Source organism: Pseudomonas sp. 910_23, from assembly GCF_052850795.1.
Map to the genome: position 1 here is coordinate 91,869 of NZ_VXCZ01000003.1, position 19,059 is coordinate 110,927.

General features: G+C 57.3%; 12 protein-coding genes. 4 read left to right on the plus strand and 8 right to left on the minus strand.

All coding sequences use genetic code 11. The features are described from left to right. Positions 1-5: 5 nt before the first annotated feature. Both FW800_RS04405 and FW800_RS04410 read right to left on the minus strand, forming a co-directional pair. Positions 6-773 carry an SDR family NAD(P)-dependent oxidoreductase gene (locus FW800_RS04405; RefSeq protein ID WP_005788301.1) on the minus strand — a complete coding sequence of 256 codons (768 nt, stop codon included), beginning with the start codon at positions 771-773 and terminating at the stop codon, positions 6-8. 21 nt (positions 774-794) lie between these two features. Beyond that, positions 795-2,444: an AMP-binding protein gene (locus FW800_RS04410; protein ID WP_032875355.1), complete on the minus strand. Its 1,650-nt coding sequence runs from the start codon at positions 2,442-2,444 to the stop codon at positions 795-797. Between the two features lie 245 nt (positions 2,445-2,689). On the opposite strand from FW800_RS04410, the gene FW800_RS04415 reads away from it, so the two are divergent. From FW800_RS04415 to FW800_RS04430, 4 genes are all read left to right on the plus strand, one after another. After that, entirely contained in the window at positions 2,690-3,583 is an 894-nt protein-coding gene (locus FW800_RS04415) for a bestrophin family protein (protein WP_446437057.1), read from the plus strand. A gap of 76 nt (positions 3,584-3,659) precedes the next feature. After that, positions 3,660-4,718: a tetratricopeptide repeat protein gene (locus FW800_RS04420; protein WP_032875361.1), complete on the plus strand. Its 1,059-nt coding sequence runs from the start codon at positions 3,660-3,662 to the stop codon at positions 4,716-4,718. Positions 4,719-4,850: 132 nt separating this feature from the next. After that, entirely contained in the window at positions 4,851-6,353 is a 1,503-nt protein-coding gene (locus tag FW800_RS04425) for an ATPase domain-containing protein (RefSeq protein WP_223018322.1), read from the plus strand. A gap of 71 nt (positions 6,354-6,424) precedes the next feature. After that, the gene (locus FW800_RS04430) at positions 6,425-8,020 is read left to right on the plus strand and encodes an ATP-binding protein (RefSeq protein WP_446437193.1); all 1,596 of its coding nucleotides are present in this window, start codon (positions 6,425-6,427) and stop codon (positions 8,018-8,020) included. A 55-nt stretch (positions 8,021-8,075) separates the two neighbouring features. Here FW800_RS04430 and FW800_RS04435 read toward each other — a convergent pair whose 3' ends face one another. The 6 genes from FW800_RS04435 to FW800_RS04460 form a co-directional block, all read right to left on the minus strand. Beyond that, complete coding sequence (locus FW800_RS04435; protein ID WP_446437058.1) at positions 8,076-11,915, minus strand: hypothetical protein; 3,840 nt, start codon at positions 11,913-11,915, stop codon at positions 8,076-8,078. Positions 11,916-12,279: 364 nt separating this feature from the next. Beyond that, positions 12,280-12,657, minus strand: coding sequence for a response regulator (locus FW800_RS04440; RefSeq protein WP_005788286.1), 378 nt, complete (start codon positions 12,655-12,657; stop codon positions 12,280-12,282). Positions 12,658-12,735: 78 nt separating this feature from the next. Further along, entirely contained in the window at positions 12,736-13,929 is a 1,194-nt protein-coding gene (locus FW800_RS04445; protein WP_078821356.1) for a hybrid sensor histidine kinase/response regulator, read from the minus strand. Continuing rightward, on the minus strand, positions 13,923-14,522 hold the full coding sequence (locus FW800_RS04450) for a chemotaxis protein CheB (protein WP_005788283.1): 600 nt from the start codon (positions 14,520-14,522) through the stop codon (positions 13,923-13,925). The genes FW800_RS04445 and FW800_RS04450 overlap by 7 nt, the downstream gene beginning before the upstream one ends. After that, on the minus strand, positions 14,519-15,349 hold the full coding sequence (locus FW800_RS04455; RefSeq protein ID WP_171905487.1) for a CheR family methyltransferase: 831 nt from the start codon (positions 15,347-15,349) through the stop codon (positions 14,519-14,521). Before FW800_RS04455 ends, FW800_RS04450 begins: the two co-directional genes overlap by 4 nt. Beyond that, positions 15,350-18,847, minus strand: coding sequence for a response regulator (locus FW800_RS04460; RefSeq protein ID WP_446437059.1), 3,498 nt, complete (start codon positions 18,845-18,847; stop codon positions 15,350-15,352). Between the last annotated feature and the right edge of the window lie 212 nt (positions 18,848-19,059).

Genomic DNA, 19,059 nt, shown 5'->3' on the forward strand with positions numbered 1-19,059 from the left:
ACTCCTTACTTGGCGGCCATACGCAAGGCACCGTCGAGACGGATCACCTCACCATTGAGCATGCTGTTTTCAAGGATATGTCGCACCAGCGCGGCATATTCGGCGGGTTTGCCCAGGCGCGGTGGAAACGGCACGCCAGCGGCCAGGGAGTCGCGAACTTCCGGAGTCATGCCGGCCATCATCGGGGTTTCGAAAATGCCCGGGGCGATGGTCATCACGCGGATGCCGAAACGCGCCAGTTCCCGAGCGGCGGGCAAGGTCAAACTGGCAATCGCACCTTTGGACGCGGCATACGCGGCCTGGCCGATCTGCCCATCGAATGCCGCCACCGAGGCGGTATTGATGATCACACCGCGCTCGCCGTCGGCATTCGCTTCGGTTTCTGCGATTGCCGCAGCGGCCAGGCGCAAGAGGTTGAAGCTGCCGATCAGGTTGACGTTGATCACCTGGGCAAAGCTGGCCAGCCCATGCGGGCCGTTCTTGCCAAGGATTTTCTCGCCGCGCACGACACCGGCGCAGTTGATCAGGCCATGCAAACCACCAAACGCCTCCACCGCTGCCTTCACGGCAGTTTCGGCAGCGGCTTCCTGGCAGATATCTGCCACGGTGCTACGAGCGTTGTCGCCCAGTTGCGTGGCCTTGGCGGCAACGGCGTCGGCGTTCAAGTCCACCAGCATGACTTTGGCGCCGGCCGCGATGAGCATGTCAGCCGTGGCCGCGCCGAGGCCAGAAGCACCGCCGCTGACCAGAAATACCTTGTTTTCAATCTGCATCGTTGTTTCCTTTGAAAGGGATCAAGCCACGGCCGCCTGGGCCTTGGCTATTTCCTGATTGCGCAAAATGAAGCGTTGCAGCTTGCCGCTCGGGGTTTTGGGCAAGTCGCTGACAAATTCGATTTCCCGTGGGTAAGCATGGGCGGCCAGGCGCTGGCGTACATGCAGGCGCAGCTCTTCAGCCAGTTCCGGGGTGGCGCGGTATTGCTCGCTGATCACCACGAAGGCTTTCACCAGTTCAGTACGCTCAGGGCAAGGTTTGCCGACCACGGCGGCCTCGACCACCGCCGGGTGTTCGACCAGGGCGCTTTCGACATCGAATGGCCCCACGCGGTAGCCGGAAGTGGTAATCACGTCATCGCTGCGCCCGACAAAACTGATACTGCCGTCGGGGTTCAATTCCACCGTATCGCCACTGAGGTAGTACTTGCCGACGAAGGCTTTGGTCTTCACACCGTCGTAGCCGGCAAACCAGCACATCGGCGATTGCTCGCGGTCGATGGCCAGAATGCCGGGCTGCCCGGCTGGCAGTTCCTGGTGGTTGTCATCCAGCACCACGATGCGGTGCCCGGGCGAAGCGAACCCCGCCGAGCCCACATGCACCGGATGCGTCAGGCCGTGGTGATTGCACAAGACCATGCCCAGCTCGGTCTGACCGTAGTGGTCGTGGATGGTCACCTCCAGGTTGTCGGCGAACCAGCGGATCACCTCCGGGTTCAACGGCTCGCCGGCACTGCTGACGATGCGCAGCTTGCCCTTGATTGAACGGGCGAACTGCTCGCCGCCGGCAATCAGCAATCGATACGCCGTGGGCGAGCCGGTCAGGTTGGTGATCGCGTATTTATTGATGACCCGGCAGGTGCTTTCCAGGGTGAACGGGCCGTCGTAGAAGGTAATCGGATGCCCCATGGACAACGGCCCGGTCACACCGAAATAGATGCCATAGGCCCAACCGGGGTCGGCGACGTTCCAGAACGCGTCTTCAGGGCGCAAGTCCACGGCGTCGCGCATATAGCCCTGGAACGCGACAATGGCTTTGAGCGGCACCGAGAGTGCTTTGGAGGGACCGGTGGTGCCCGAAGTGAACATCAGCAGGAACGGATCCTCCGCGCCCAGCAACACCGGCTCGCAGACGTTGGAGTAGTTGGGCAGCTCAGCCCAGAAGCTATAGTCGCCACGCACGATGCCCTCGCCCTTGGCGCCGGTGACCGTGACAATGGTCGGGCAGCCGGCGACTTCGGCCAGCTTGGGGCGGTTCACCGCGTCGGTGACCACCAGCGCCGCGCCGGAGCTGGTCAGGCGATGTTCAATGGCCTTGGGGCCGAAGGCGGTAAACAGCGGCTGATATACCGCGCCGATGCGCCAGGTTGCGAACACCACCACCAGCAACTCGGCCGTACGTGGCAGCAGGCCCGCCACCTTGTCGCCGCGCTTGACGCCCTGGGCCAGGAGGAAATTGGCGAAGCGTGCGGCCTGATCCTGCAATTCGGTAAAGGTCGACGTGGCACTGCGCCCGTCCCGACCCTCCCAGAACAACGCGATGCGCCCTGGCAGCGCGTGGCGGTCACAGCACTCCACGCAGGCATTGAGCGCCTGCAGGTTGCCAGCCAGTGCGGCATCGACAGTGCGCTGATAATCAAACTCGGTGGTGGCGGCCAAATACTCACGCATCGTTTCAATCCTTCTGTATTTTTATTTTCAGGACTTTTTAACTGGATAAATCGGCTGAAATAGTCGCTCCAGAGCGTTGCAGGGGCAATGGTCAAAGCCTTCAACTTGGCTGACTGGTTTGGCCAATCCTGCTATCGGCGGGTATGCCGATCATTGATCCCACCGATCAAACGGTCGATCCAAGTGATTGGACGCTCTGCAAGCCAGCTTCTACCCTGATGCCTGCACCCTCACAGAAGCCTGCCATGATCGTTCGCCCCAAGCCCAACCTGCTGGGCATCCTGTTTTCCCTCAAGGGCTCGATTGCCAAGCGCATTGCCTGGCGCAGCCTGTTGGTCACGCTGCTGGCCTCGGTCATCGTGCTGGTGGAAACCCTGCACCCCGCCTATTTTTCCAAGGTCAACGCTACGCCCTTTACCTTGCTGGGCTTGTCGTTGTCGATTTTCATGAGTTTTCGCAATAACGCCTGTTATGACCGCTGGTGGGAAGGCCGCAAGCAACTGGGGCACATGATCATCGAGGTACGCTCGCTGATTCGTGAAACCCAGGTGCTCGGCGATACTCCCGAGCGGGCCAGGCTGCTGCGTGAGCTATGCGGTTTTGCCCATGGCTTGATCGCGCATTTGCGCCATGAAGATGAGGTGCGCGCCATACAGCCCTGGGTTACCGTGCGCGCGAGCCACCCCAACTTGCCTGACAGCGTGCTGCAGATGCTCGGTGCGCGGTTGTGCGTTCTGGCCCGGCAGGGTGTGATCAGTGAATGGCGCTACACCCAGCTGGAAGCTCGGCTAGTAGGCCTCAGCCAGGTGCAGGCGTCCTGTGAGCGCATCAAGACCACTCCGCTGCCCTTCCCCTACACCTTGCTGTTACACCGCACCATTTACCTGTTCTGCATCCTGTTACCCTTCGCCATGGCCGAACCGCTGGGCTGGTTGACGCCGGTGTTCACTGCAATCGTCAGCTACACCTTCTTTGGTCTGGATGCGATCGGCGATGAATTGGAAGACCCGTTTGGCTTTGACGAAAACGACCTGCCGTGCGATGCCATCCTGCGAACCCTGGAGCGCGAGATCCTGGCGGCCCTCGGTGAAGTCGACTTGCCTGCTGCGCCGCAACCGGTGGAGTACGTGCTGACCTGACGCCGGTTTGACACTGGCCCTGCACTGACCGAAGCTGATGGCTTTGCACTAGCAACCACAGCTTTCGGACGCCCGCATGTCAAAGTCACGCCGTAACTCCATCATCGGCCTGTGCGCCCTGTTGTTGATCGTGTCGATCACTTGGTTTTTCTCTCGTCCCCCTCAAGTCACCGTGGCGCCCGCCATTGCCCACGGTTATTCCAAGGCGTTGAAACAGGCCCAAAACGGTGAGCCGGGCGCTGCGCGCGTGTTGTACCAACAGTTGGGACGGCCTGATCTGTCGCCTGAGCGCCGTGCCGCCCTGCACGCCCAATTGCCCAATTACCCCAGCCCCCAAGCGCTGAAGCTGGCGGATAAAGACCTGGCCGATGAATCTGCAATGGTTCGCGAAGCGGCGATCCACAGCATCGTCGGCCTGGTACCTAGCGGCCAGCGCACCCTGTTGCTCGGTCCGGTACTGGATGATCCCGAACAGGCTGTGCGCTTTGCTGCGGCCAATGCCCTGCTCGGTCTGTCGCCAGACACCCTGGGCTTGTATTTCGGTCCCTTGCAGCAGGTACTCGACGAATTTGTGAAAACCCTAAAGGCCCAGCCCGAAACCGCTGAAGGCTGGATCCAACTGGCGCGCCTGTACATCCACAGCGCGATGCTGGCACCGGCGCAAGACGCTCTGGAACAGGCAATGCGCCTGGAACCGGACAACCTGCAAGCAGGCGTGGCGCAAATCGAACTGCTGGACAAGCAAGGCAAGAGCGAGGAGTCGCGCCAACTGCTGGCGCAGCAATTGGCGGCGCATCCGGAGTCGGCCTACCTGCAACACGCGTTGGGCATGTGGTTGCTGCACCACGGCGAGCGCCCCTATGCCTTGCTCGGCCTGTCCAAGGCGGTGGAGCTTGAGCCGGACAACCAGGATTATCGCTTTGACCTGGCCACCACACTGCACGACCAGGATGAACTGGAGGCGGCCCAGCGCCAGTTGGAAGAGATCGTTCAGCGCCACCCGGCCAATCGCAAAGCACGTGTACTGCTGGTCAATTACTGGAAAGAGAGCGGCCAATTGCAGAACGTCCAGGTGCTGCTGGCACAGTTGGAGCAGCAGAACCCGGATGATCCAGCCTTACAGCAAGGCCTGTAGGAACGAGCTTGCGCGCTCCTACACGACTGCAATTCTTAAGAAACGTTGAACCGCCACATGCCGATACGGTCAAGTGAATATGGCGCGCCCCTTCGGCGTGCACCCAACTTGTACGTGACCTGAGGGCACTTCTTGTCTACATCCAATGCGCTTTTAAGTGAAAAGGCGGCCACCGGCATCGAAGGTCTTGATGACATTCTTTCCGGCGGGCTATCACGTAGCCATTTGTTTCTCCTTGAAGGTGAGCCGGGCACCGGTAAAACCACCGTCGCCCTGCACTTCTTGCAGGCAGGGGCGAAAAACGGTGAAAAATCGCTGTATATCACCTTGTCAGAAACCGAGCGGGAACTGCGCCAAGGTGCCAAGTCCCACGGTTGGGACCTGGACGACAATATCCATATCTTCGAATTGACCCCGCCCGAAAGCTTGCTCAATGCAGAGCATCAGCAGAGCTTGCTGTATTCCTCCGACCTGGAGCTGGGCGAAGCCACCCGGCAGATTTTCGAAGTGGTGGAACGCGTCAAACCGACCCGCGTGGTAGTCGACAGCCTGTCGGAGATCCGTCTGCTGGCGCAAAGCTCGCTGCGCTATCGCCGGCAAATCCTGGCGATCAAGCACTACTTCGTGCGTTATGACGCCACGGTACTGCTGCTCGATGACCTGACCACCGAGTCTCTCGACAAAACCGTGCACAGCGTGGCTCACGGCGTCATCCGCCTGGAAGAGTTAACCCCTGACTACGGCGCCGAACGCCGTCGTGTGCGAATCGTGAAGTACCGCGGGCAGAAATACCGGGGCGGCTTCCACGACTTCACCATCATGGGAGACGGTGTACATGTGTTCCCGCGTCTGGTAGCGGCCGAGCACCGTGGTGGCTATGTACGGCAAACCATGAGCAGCGGCATTGCCGAACTGGATGCCTTGATGGGCGGCGGTGTCGAGACCGGCTCCAGCAGTCTGATCCTCGGTCCGGCCGGTACCGGCAAATCCTTGATCTCGATGATTTTTGCCGCCGCCGCCGTAGAGCGCGGAGAAAAGGCGGCACTGTTCATCTTTGACGAAGAGATGGGTCTGCTGTTCGAGCGCATGAGGAACATGGGTATTGATCTGGAGGCTATGCAAGCGACCGGCAATCTGTTGATCGAACAGGTGGACGCGGCCGAGTTGTCCCCGGGTGAGTTCTCCCATCGGGTACGACGTTGTGTGGACGAACGCGGCATCAAGACGGTGGTAATTGACAGTATCAATGGTTATCAAGCGGCGATGCCGGAAGAAAATGCACTGATCCTGCATATGCACGAACTGCTGCTCTATCTCAACCGCCGCGGCGCTGCGACCTTTATGACCGTTGCCCAGCACGGCCTGGTCGGCGATATGCAAACCCCGGTAGACATCACCTACCTGGCCGACACCGTTATCCTGCTGCGTTATTTCGAAGCACTGGGCAAGGTCCGCCGCGCGATTTCCATTATCAAGAAACGCACCGGTTCCCACGAATCGACCATACGCGAATACCGTATCAGCAGTCGCGGCATGACCGTAGGCCAACCCCTGGATAATTTCCAGGGCGTGTTGCGCGGCATTCCGACCTACATGGGCGCCGGTTCACCCCTGCTCAAGGAAGAGGACGTGTGACCCCGCCTCCTTCTGCCTTCGAACGAGCCATCATCCTTGCACCCCTGGGGCGAGACAGCTCACTCGCGCTGATGATGCTCAATGAAGCCGGTTACCAAGGTGTGGTTGCCGGCAGTCTTGAGGATTTGTGCGCAGCGCTGAACGAGGGTGCCGGCCTGCTCATCATTGCGGCTGAAGCCTTGCGTGGCGTGAACCTGGAACCTTTGCTGGAGTTCCTGCACCGACAGGCGGCCTGGTCGGACCTGCCCATTGTGTTGATGACCCATCACGGCGGCAGTGAACAAAATGGCTCTTCACACTTGAGCGGGCTACTGGGCAACGTCACGTTCCTTGAGCGCCCATTCCATCCTGTGACGCTTATCAGTCTGGTCAGTACTGCACTGCGCGGTCGTCGACGCCAATACGAAGCGCGCGACCGGCTGATCGACTTGAGCCAGAGCGAACTGCGTTTGCAGCGCACCCTGGAAACCCTCGAACAGCAAGTGGAAGAACGCACTGCGCAACTGCGCAACAACGAAGAAGCGTTGCGCCAATCGCAGAAAATGGAAGCCGTCGGCCAGTTGACCGGCGGTATCGCCCATGACTTCAACAATATGCTCACCGGAATTATCGGCAGCCTGGAATTGCTGCGCAGGCGCGTGTCCCGCGGCAAGCTGGATGACCTGGACAGCCTGATCGACCTGGGCGTGACCTCCGCCAACCGTGCGGCCAGCCTTACCCACCGACTGTTGGCGTTCTCCCGTCGACAATCGCTGGATTCCAAACCCGTGCAGATCAATCAGTTGGTCATTTCCATGGGCGAGTTGCTGCAACGCAGCATCAACGAAAGTATCAGCTTGGACATGCGCTTGAGCGAGGTGTTGTGGACAGCCGAAGCCGACCCGAACCAACTCGAAAGCGCCCTGCTCAACCTGGTAATCAATGCACGCGACGCGATGCCCACGGGGGGCACGCTCAGGGTGGAAACCACCAATCGCCACCTCGACAGTGTCTTCACCGCCGCCTACGGCTCCCTGACACCGGGCGATTACGTAGAGCTGAGTGTCAGCGACAACGGTTGCGGCATACCGCAACACTTGATGGGCCGTGTGTTCGATCCGTTTTTCACCACCAAACCCATCGGCCAGGGCACCGGGCTGGGGCTGTCAATGATCTATGGCTTCGCTCGCCAGTCTCGTGGGCATGTGACCATCCACAGCGAAGTCAACAAAGGCACCACGGTCAGCTTGTTCCTACCGCGTTTTATCGGCGAGCCCCAAGCCCAGGAACCGCTCAATCCGACTTTGCTACCGTTTGCCAATGCAGGGGAAACGGTGTTGATCGTCGAGGATGACCCCGCAGTACGGGTGCTGGTCAGCGCCGTGCTCAAGGAACTGGGTTATGGGTTTATCGAGGCTGAGGACGCGAATACGGCGGTGCCAATCATTGAGTCCGAACAACGCATTGACCTGATGATCAGCGATGTCGGGTTACCCGGTATGAATGGCCGGCAATTGGCGGAAATCGGTCGGCAAATTCGACCTGAACTCAAGGTGTTGTTCATTACAGGCTATGCCGAACACGCAGCGGTGCGCGGTGGTTTCCTGGACCCAGGGATGCAGTTGATCACCAAGCCGTTTACATTTGATTTATTAACGGCCACAGTACGGGAGATGATTCGGGAGTAAGGGCCTTTATCAGAACTGACAGCCCTTTCGCTGTGACGAAGGGGCTGATCATGTTTTAGCTTGCCTTAAACTTTACTGGGCGATAATAAAAGGGTATTTCCTTTCCAGACCGAGAGCCGCTAATTCCTTTAGAGCTGGTTTTACTTGTGCCAAGAGATAAATTCAGCTGAAGCTGATTGTAGATCCTCTGGTTAATATCAGCGGCTGAAGCTCCGGGACTTGTCAGATTTATATCTGCCTTTAAAGCATCAACATGTTCAGGCACGACATACGCACGAACAGGCCCTTGAAACGCCTTGACATCACGCTTTATTAATCTCCCAAACTGACTCCCAAAAGAATTGGCAGAACCATTGGCTGAGTGACACATCAACAAGCGTACATTGTTGAACTTTTCAGGGCTAATACCCGAAGCGCGAAGATGCTCCAGCAGATCAGCGGGCGTGTTCTTCTTACCATTAAAAAACATACTCATTGGCTCATCAGTGAGAAGTTGTTTAAAGTTCGGATTGACGCCATGGGCACAGATATTAAGCCTCTCCACGCCTTTATATTTATCCACATAGCAAAAAATACCATCGCCGAGCACCTTGAAGTCTTTGATTTCGCGCCCTAAATGTATTGCGCGATCATTGGCCAGGCTTTTTTCCAGGTGATTGGTTTTTTTTCTGCGGCGTACCACTTCACCGACGCCATCTGCAACATCATCTGCAACGCCCAAGCTGTCCTCAAAATACCTGGCGGTTTCAGGGGTGAAGTTTTCCAGGGGTTTGCCATAGACTTTGTTTTTGGTTACATCATAAGGTGACCATCTGCCAGTCGCCTCATCGAACTTCGCAGCGACGTTCGATATTGGCTCGCCGTTGAGCGGTTTATAAGTACCTATTGCAATATCGTGTCTATTGGAGAGCTTAAGTAAGTCGACACTGTCGGAGGATCCTGTCAACCTGCCGAACCACTGACGGCCTGTGGATACCAGTTTCCCCCCACCGTTTGTTGTCGACCTAAGCAAGTTACCCATGCCAGCTGTCGATTTGCCAGCAGTCAGGAACTTTCCGAAGTGGCTTGACCCCGCACGAGATGCTCCACTAACCGGCTTTCCTAGCCCTGCGGTGGCGGCGTATAACACGATATCAAAAATGATATCCGCAGCTGCATCTTTGTAATTGCCGTGTGCCAAATTCCACACGGCAGACCCTCCGGGGATTAAACCCAGGATCAGGTTACGAAAAAACGTCTGTTTTTCTTTTTCTTGATCAAACGTTGTTACTTCGCGAGTGGAGGCCTTCACCTCCTCCATGCCGTAGGATCTTATAATGTTTTTAGAGAGCAGCATGCCCAAAAAATTACTTCGGTCACTGGAAAATGAATCAGGTAGGAAATCTTCGTTCTCTGGGGCTCCCCGCCTAGTGGCGGCGTCATCAGAGGCCGGATGTTTTCGAATGGTATCAACGGTGAATTGTTTGCCAAGACCGCCGTACTGGATTTCAGTCTCTGGACCTTGAGGCCCCTCATGGAAGGTGTCCTTCCAATCGTCTCGTTTTCGTATCGCCTTGCGTTGAGGATCAAACTCATAGTAAGTCTCGGCACCGTTACGAACGGTTTTAATAATCAGTGACCTGTCTTCTTTAGGCCGTGAAAAACCGTTGGAATAGTGTAGAGTTCCCGCACGGCCTGCGATTGTTTCCGTACGCGTTGTCTGACCTTTTTCATAAAACTCCAAATCGCCCCATTCGATGTTTTTGCGGTCTTCCAGAGGTAAGTTGGAAATAAGCTTTTTGGTCACTGTACTCCAGGCCTGCGACAAATCCTCCGCGTACTGATCGAACACCTCGCTGTGTTTTGTTATCGGATCCGGCAACGTTAAAAGTTTATTGATGACTGTTTCAGTAATCTTGGGGTTGGTGGAGTACCAACCCACCGTCAACCCTGCCTTCTTCGCCAGATAAAGGTCCAGCAATGAATAACTGCCTTCAGGATCTAATGTAAGCGATGGAGTTAACCTGTAGCCATCCGTCCGAGTGACGTGGCTACGGATACTCTTTTCTTCAAACGGCATGTCCTCACCGAAGTGCGCCTTGAGCTCGGCCAGTGCTATAGAACGCTGCGTCGGGGGTGAGGACGTCAATACGTCAGCGGCGCTCAATATCTGCTGTTGCTCCTGACTGAATGCCTTCTGGGTTTCTTCCAGCTGTTGAGCTGTATGCTCCTTTGTTATCGAGAGCTTGCCATGAGCTTTGCCCCATTCGCGGAGCCCAGGCAAGGCCGTCAGCGTTTGAATCTCTTGCTCATGGTCTGTAATAGGCTCAATAGCGTCGAAATTAACAATTTCGCTAAAGCTCATGCGTGTCGCGGCACCCGGGCTGGTTGCTTCGAGCCGGCCTACCGCTGCCTTGAGCTTGAGCCAGTTAGCTGAGAGATAGGTCACGTCTTCGGGAATGTCTTTGACACATAGCTCTGGTGCGGCACGACTCAGTAGAAGCATTGCTGCAACTGGCGCGGCCTCTGGTGTGGTTTTGTTGGTCTGCACCAGATGATCGATCAGCCCTTGTTTGATGACGGACAAGGGCTGGTGATTGAACTCGGGCGCGGTGAGATTAAACCCGGCAATGTGATCGGGTTTTGCCTCAACCAGACTTTGTGAGTTCAGTGTCACAGCCAATACCGTCAACAATACTTCCCGTGGTGTGGAGTGTTGCGCCACCTCCCCCATTCGCTTTTTCAGCTCCGTGCCTAACTTTTGGCCCACACCGCTGTTGAGGATCCATTCTACGGTGGCGACTGGATCCCCTTGATCGAGTACGGCACGGGGGACCTGCTTTACCATTGCCCCCAACACATCAGCGCTGCCAAGCCGAGCGTCACTGCTCAAGCCAGGCAATGGCGGCTGGTTGTCAATGACTATGCGCACCAGTTCAGACTGGTCCTCGGCGGACATTGGCGTGGGCCATGCCAATGCGCCGGCAAAGTTTCCGTCGGTTGTTTGAGGCAATGCAGGGGAGCCCAGAACATGGATCAGATTTTTCAGTTCGTCCACATTATTTGGCACGTACCAGCCGTTTGCATGAAGCAGGTCTTGCAGACTGGCGTCGGGCTGTTGAGTGTCTTCTCGGTAGGATGAGTCTGGGTGGGCCGAGACCCGTGTATCGGCCAGATACCCGGCAAGGAACTGAGGATGGACGTGGTTGAATTTCTTCAGTTTTTCAAGCAACGCGAATTTGTTGGCGCTATCGCCTAGCTCGCGCTTTTGCTGTTCCAGTATCTCGGGCGATTGAGCGCCAAGATCGACATAAGTCTCAGCTCCCAACACATCGAATTCCTGATTATGTTCAAGCTGCGTGGCTCGGGCGAGCACTTCTTCTTTTCTGTAAGGCAGCAGTACCTCACCATAAAATCGAGCAACCAGAATCAACGGCGCCAGCTCTGGGCGGGTTGGCGCGTCGACGGTGGAAGACCCCAACGCTTTCGCGGCCACCATGATCGGGCCCGTAGCCTCCCGCCAGCCGGGGCCTTGTTCCGAACCGCGCAATTCAGTACGTTCGCCATTGATCGTAACGGTCAGCACGTCACTGTGAGGGTTGATGGTGATGGCTTGTGAGGTATCGATATTCTTCGATTTCGCCCATTCCAGGAAAACCGGGCTATGGGTAGCGTTGTACAGTTGCTGCCACCATGCGCCAAACCGCGAGTCATTAGGAATATTGTCAATTGTTTCATCGCCCGTGTTTGTCTGCGTTGCTTGGCGTATGGCACTCGCATAAAGCTCCAACAGCCGCCTATCGCCAGTTTCCCCGGTGGCTTGGGCTTGTTGTATGGGCGCCTCGATAGAAAGCGGGTGCGAGTTCATTACCGGATCAGACAGGCGGTTGCTTGAGGAAATATTGGATAGGGTCATGGGTCAACCTTCTGAAAGACAAATTAATAAAGTCAGTGATGAATGTGGCTCATCGCCGACGAGATTAATGGGCTGAATCTGTCAGAAGGTTCCGATCAGGATATATAAAGCAACGATATTTCGACGCTGCCTTGGCAAAAGGCCGTCATGACAGGCTGAAATATATTTTCGTTATGTCATCCGACATTGTTACCACTTTCCTCGCTTAAAAAACCAAGATCGATATGAATGTTGCCACTACCTTTTTGCTTGAGTCAGCCTTTCACCGGGTGAGCAGAGTTGCCCAACCTGAAGTTATTACTCCATCGGCTGATGTTGGACTCATCCGCGAGGATTTTCCCTCGCGGTGGAGGACGTTGAGTACTTATGCAAGCAAACGCTGGATATGCTCTTGCAACGTATCCAAATCAAACGGCTTGGCGAGGATAGGTGCATTGCGCGTGATCGGGCTGTTGCAGTCGAGGATTTCCTGCGGGTAGCCGCTGATAAAAATTACTTTCAATTCCGGTCGCAGCTTGAGCGCCGGCTCGGCAATCTGCACCCCGGAAATCCCGCCAGGCAGGCGATAATCGGTGACCATCAGGTCCAGGTGCGGCTTGGTCGCTAGGATTTCAAAGGCCTGCTCCCCATCGATTGCCTTCAAGACCCGGTAGCCCAAACCTGCCAGGTATTCACCCAGCACAAACATAATGGATTCGTCATCCTCGACGATCAGTACGACATCTTGCGCATCTTCACTCATGGGAAGCCTTTGTCCGGTCAATTGCTGCAGTTACGACCATGGGGTCACGCAGAGGTTGCGTTGAGCTGACGATTGATTTCACGCAGCCGCCTCAAGGGGCAGGCACACCCGAAACAGGGCGCCCTCGCCTATCTGGCTCTCGACCTCAATGGTGCCGCCATGGGCGGCAACAATCTGCTCGGAAATAAACAGCCCCAGGCCCAGGCCAGCGGCGGCATGGTTGGCAGAAACCCGTTCGAACTGCTGAAAAATGCGCTTCTGGTTGGCTTCACTGATACCAATGCCACGGTCGCGTACTTCAACGCGCGCCTCGCCATGCTCGGTATACACCCGCACATCCACCGGGCTTTTAGCCCCGTAGCGCAGGGCATTGGTCAGCAGGTTGGTAATCACCTGCTCGATACGAAACTCATCCCAGTTGCCTTCCACAGCCTCGTCGGCCACCAACTGCATCGACGACTCGGCAGCGGCGACCTGTGGTTCGAAGTTATGTACGAGGTTGCGCACCAGTTGCGCCAGATCAAAACGCGCCGGGCGTATGGACAGCTTGCCGGTGCGGATGCGCGACACATCGAGCATGTCTTCGATCAGGCGGATCAGGCTTTTGATCTGCCGCTCATCGCGGTCGACCATCGCATGCATCTTGTCCAGGGTAAACGCGGCGGCGTTGTCACGGGCCAGGTGCATCTTGCGCAGCTGGGTCTCCAGAATCAGCCCGTTCAGAGGCGTACGCACTTCGTGGGCGACAATCGACATGAAGTCGTCTCGCATACGCACCGCCTGCTCCAGCTCGGCCTGTGTAGCTTGCAGGCGCGTGAGCAACAGCTCCTGCTCGCGGCGGCTGCGCTCTAGTTCCTCGACTTGCAGCTTCATCGCCTTGCTCTGGCGATACAGGTCGACGAACACATTGACCTTGCTCTTGACCGCGTGGATGTCCAGCGGCTTGTGCAGGAAGTCTACCGCCCCGCTTTCATAGCCCTTGAAGGCATAGTTGAGTTCGCGGCCGGCGGCGCTGACGAACACAATGGGAATGTTCTTGGTCTTTTCGGTGCCGCGCATCAGTTCGGCCAGTTCGAAACCGTTCATGCCGGGCATCTGCACGTCGAGAATCGCCATGGCGAATTCGTGTTCCAGCAACAAGGACAACGCCTCGTCGGCACTCAATGCCTTGAAGACCTGGCGATCCTCGCGCTTGATCAGCGCTTCAAGGGCCAGCAGGTTTTCCGGCAGATCGTCGACGATCAGCAGTTTGGCCTGGACAGTACTTAACATGGGAAGGGTTCCAGGGAAGCCAGCAATGAGCCGATCTGGCTCAAGGAAAGAATATGGTCAGGTGTATGCAAGGCCAGGGCCGCCAGGGGCATCACGGCGATCCGTGCCTGCTTGGGATCCTGCACGATGGTGGTGCCGCCGGATTGCTTGACGTGGGCCAGCCCCTGCGCACCGTCCTGGTTGGCGCCGGTCAACAGGATCGCCAGCAGGCGCGGCCCATACACATCGGCAGCCGAGGCAAACAGGTAGTCGATGGCGGGCCGTGAGTGGTGCACACGGTCTTCCTGGCTCAGGGACAGGCTGCGGTCATGTTCCACCGACAAGTGATAACCAGGCCCGGCAAAATACAAGGTGCCCGCTTCGACCGCCTCTTTGTCCCGGGCTTCCTTGACCGGAATGCTCAGGCGCCGCGCAAAGACTTCTGCCAACTGGCTGCGACGCTCATCCGGCAGGTGCAGCACGGCGATGATCGGCAGGCTGAAGGTCACAGGCAGCTCACCAAAGATGCTCAGCAAGGCCTCAACGCCGCCGGCGGAAGCGCCGACAACGATAGCTTCAATCCCACGCATCGGGGGGTCATGCGCCTCGCTCATGATTTTCGGTAGATCCGTTCCTGTTTGACCAAGGGTTCGAATTGCTTGCTGTAGGCAGAAAAATCCAGGGTTTCCTTGCTGCCCAAGACGAGAAAGCCACGATGACACAGCGACTCATGAAACAATCCGAATGCGCGATCCTGCAACTTTTTATTGAAGTAAATCAATACGTTACGACATGAAATTAATTGTGTTTCTGAGAATACACTGTCGGTCGCCAAGCTGTGGTCGGCGAAGGTCACGTTCTCGCGCAGCGTCTTGTCGAAGATCGCATAATCGTAGGCTGCGGTGTAATAGTCGGCAAATGAACGCTGCCCACCTGCCTGCTGATAATTGGCTGTGTAGGCGCGAACGTTCTCAAGGGAGAAGATGCCCTGCTTGGCTTTCTCCAGCGATGCCGGATTGATGTCCGTGGCGTAGATGATCGTGCGCTCCAGCAACCCCTCTTCGCGCAACAGGATGGCCATGGAGTATACCTCCTCGCCCGTGCTGCAGCCGGCGATCCAGATCTTGATCGACGGGTAGGTCTTGAGCAGCGGTACCACTTCCTGGCGGATGGCCAGGAAGTGCGACGGGTCGCGAAACATTTCGCTCACCGGGATCGTCAAGAATTGCAGCAACTGCATGAACGCTGCCGGGTCGTGCAGCACTCGCTCCTGCAGCGCCGAAATAGTCGCGCAGTCGAACTGGCGCAAGGCGTGGGCCACGCGCCGTTTGACCGACGCACCGGAGTAGTCACGAAAGTCGTAGCTGTACTTGAGGTAAATCGCCTCAATCAACAGGCGCAGCTCAATGTCGCTGCTTTTGTCCAAAAAACACTGCTCCACTTAAATACGTTCCATCTTCGGTAGCCATACGCGAATCAGCGAAAACAGACGGTCCAGGTCAATCGGCTTGGCCAGATAGTCGTTGGACCCGGCCGCCAGGCAGCGTTCCTGATCGTCTTTCATGGCCTTGGCCGTCACCGCAATGATCGGCAGTTTTTTCCAGCGCGGGTCCTGGCGGATCAAGGCCGTGGCCTCGTAACCGTCCATCTCGGGCATCATGACGTCCATCAATACCAGGTCGACATCCTCGACTTCGTTGAGCTTGTCGATAGCTTCGCGTCCGTTACGTCCGATAACCACTACGGCGCCCTTGTGCTCCAGGGCGCTGGTCAGGGCGAAGATATTGCGTACATCGTCGTCCACCAGCAGGATCTTGCGCCCCTCGAAGACCTTGTCGCGGCTGCGGGCAGTCTTGAGCATCTTCTGGCGGTCATGGGACAGCTGGGATTCGACTTTGTGCAGAAAGAGTGTGACTTCATCCAGCAGGCGTTCAGGTGAGCGTGCACCCTTGATAATGATCGAGCGGGAATACTTGCGCAGCTCAGCTTCTTCATCGCGGGTCAGGTTGCGCCCGGTATAGACGATTACCGGCGGGAACGAGCAGATGTCTTCGGTGGCCATGCGTTTGAGCAGCTCATTGCCGAGCATATCCGGCAACTTGAGGTCGATAATCATGCAGTCGTAGATGTTGTTGCGCAGCAGGTCGAGGGCTTCCTGGGCAAAGCCTACGGCGGTGATCTCGATGTCATCGTCGCCGATCAGGCGGGCAATGCTGTCACGTTGCAGATCATCGTCCTCTACCAGGAGCACGCGCTTGACCTTCTGGGTCAGCTTGGCTTCCAGGCGGGCGAACACGTCCTTGAGCTCTTCTCGAGTGGTGGGTTTGACCGCATAGCCGATGGCGCCCATGTGCATGGCAGCTTCGACGCGGTCTTCCACGGAAATCACGTGCACGGGGATGTGGCGGGTGTTGGCGTGTTCTTTGAGACGCTGCAGCACGGTCAGCCCGGAATGGTCTGGCAGGCGCATGTCCAGCAGGATCGCGTCCGGGATGTATTCCTCGGCAAGGCTGTAGCCTTCGTCGGCGCCGTGGGCGACCAGGCAGTGGTAGCCCAGCTCATGGGCCAGGTCGAACAGGATGCGCGCGAAGTTGGGTTCGTCTTCCACCACCAGGATGCAGCGGGTGCTGAAAGGGGTCTTTTCACGGTCATCGGCAAAACGTGGGATCTGCTGGGTATCAGTGACTGGCAGCGCAGAAATCTTCACCGGTGCAGGGTTTGGCGCGACCACGGCTTGGCGCGGTTGCTCGATAGGTGCTGCGTCTTCCTCACGCTCCACGTACTGCTCCGGCAATACCAGCGTGAAAATGCTGCCTTTGCCTGTTTCGCTGGTCACGCTGATGTAGCCGCCGAGCAACGCCGCCAGGTCGCGGGAAATGGACAGGCCCAGGCCGGTGCCGCCATAACGGCGATTAGTGGTGCCATCAGCCTGGCGGAAGGCTTCGAAGATGCTTTCCTGCTGGTCCAGGGCGATACCGATGCCAGAGTCGCGCACGGTAAAGGCAATGCCCTCCCCTGGCGCCCTGGAGACCGTCAGGCTGACCTCACCCTGTTCGGTGAACTTGATGGCGTTGGACAACAAGTTCTTGAGGATCTGCTCCAGACGCTGCCGGTCGGTAAACAGCAAAGTCGGTGCACCCTCCTGCACGTCCACCTCAAAGCCCAGCTTGCGATCTGCCGCCAGCGGCTCGAACATGCCCCGCAAGCCGTCGACAAGGCGTACCACACTGGAGTTCTCCGGGCGCACTTCCAGCTTGCCGGCTTCAACCTTGGAAATATCCAGAATGTCGTTGATCAGGTTGAGCAAGTCGTTGCCGGCCGAATAGATCGACTCGGCAAACTTGACCTGCTCGGCGCTGAGGTTTTCCTGGGGGTTTTCTGCCAGCAACTTGGCCAGGATCAACGAGCTGTTCAGTGGGGTGCGCAGCTCGTGGGACATGTTGGCGAGGAACTCGGACTTGTATTTGCTGGAGCGTTGCAACTCATCGGCGCGATCTTCGAGCTCCAGTTGGGCCTGGTTGAGCTGGATATTCTTGCGATCCATGGCGTCGCGCTGCTCGGCCAGGGTCTGGGTCTGCGCGGCCAGTTGCTCGTTGGTCTGCTCAAGCTCGGCCTGCTGGGTTTCCAGGTGGGCCTGGGATTCCTTGAGGATACGCGACTGTTCTTCCAGCTCTTCGTTGGCGGTCTTGAGTTCTTCCTGCTGCACTTGCAGCTCTTCGTTGAGCTGTTGGGTTTCGGCCAGTACTTCCTGCAAGCGCTGGCGATAGCGGGCGGCTTCGATAGAGGTGCCGATATTGCCGGCGATCAGTTCCAGCAGTTCGACATCGCGCTCATCCAGCGCACGCAGGAAGCCCAGTTCAACCACACCGTTGACGCGGTCTTCATCGCTGGTCGGCATCACCAGCACGCTGCGGGTAGCGCCTTCGCCCAGGCCGGAGCTGACCTTGAAGTAATCCAGCGGCACATCGTCCAGGCGAATCAAGCGATCCCGCTGGGCGGCCTGCCCGACGATGCCTTCGTCGCTATAGATCGACTGCTCCTGCTGCTCTTGCTCGCGGGAGAACCCATAAGTGGCCACGCGCTTGAGGCCGCCGTGCTCATCGCGCACATACAAAGCGGCAACCGCCGAGCCCATGTACTGAGCGAAGAACTGCAGGATGTTGCGCCCGAGCATGTTCAGGGTCAGCTGGCCAAGCACCTGTTCAGCCAGTTCGGTCTGGCCATTGCGTAGCCAGGCTTGCTGTTCGAGGCGTCGCGCAATCTTCTGTTGTGACGCGAGGTTCTTACTGTAACTGTCTGAAAGTGAAACTAAATTCTTTCTACCGATATAAGCAAGAAAACCACTCAGTCCCAGTACGAACACCAGGTACAGGGTGACGCTGAGCACCGTCGTGCGGGTGACCTCTTGGTTACGGGTGATGCGGAACTGCTGTTCCATCGCCACCGCGTCCTCATACTCCCGGCGAATTTCGTCCGTCAGGCGCTTGCCACGGCCAGCCTTGACGGCGCCACGGTAGTCACCGTTCTGGCGCTGCATATCAATCATCGACTGGGCGTAGGTGTTCCACTCGTTCTGCAAGGCTTCCAGGCGTTTGAGGCGGTCGACCTGCTGGGGGTTGTCTGCCACCAGCTCTTGCAAGTTACGCAGGTCGGCAATGATTCGCGGCTTGGCCACTTCATAAGGGTCGAGAAAATGCTCGTCACCGGAGATCAGAAAACCGCGCATGCCGGTCTCCAGGTCAACTGTCAGCTTGGACGTCTCATTGAGGTTATTGATGACCCGATCGGTGTGCTCCACCCACTGGATCACCGAAAGCAGATAGGTAATCAGGCAGACGAAAAATACCGCACTGAGCACCCCCACGCCCAAGGGTAGGGCCACGTTACGGCTCAACAGAGTACGAAAGCTCTTTTCATCGACGGACGACGTGGGAGTCATGGGCATGCCTTGGCCAAATGCGAAAAAGGGGGAGTTTGCCCGAACAACAAGGGTCAAGGCTATGTTTGTGCGTTGATTCGAAGCGATTGCCTACTCAATGCATGTCGAGTTTCGTGCGCAATCAGGTCTATTTCATTCGCCCATTTACATAGGTTCAAACAGAGCACGGAACGCACCTCGCTTGTTCTGACACTCATAAATGCGCCTCAGGA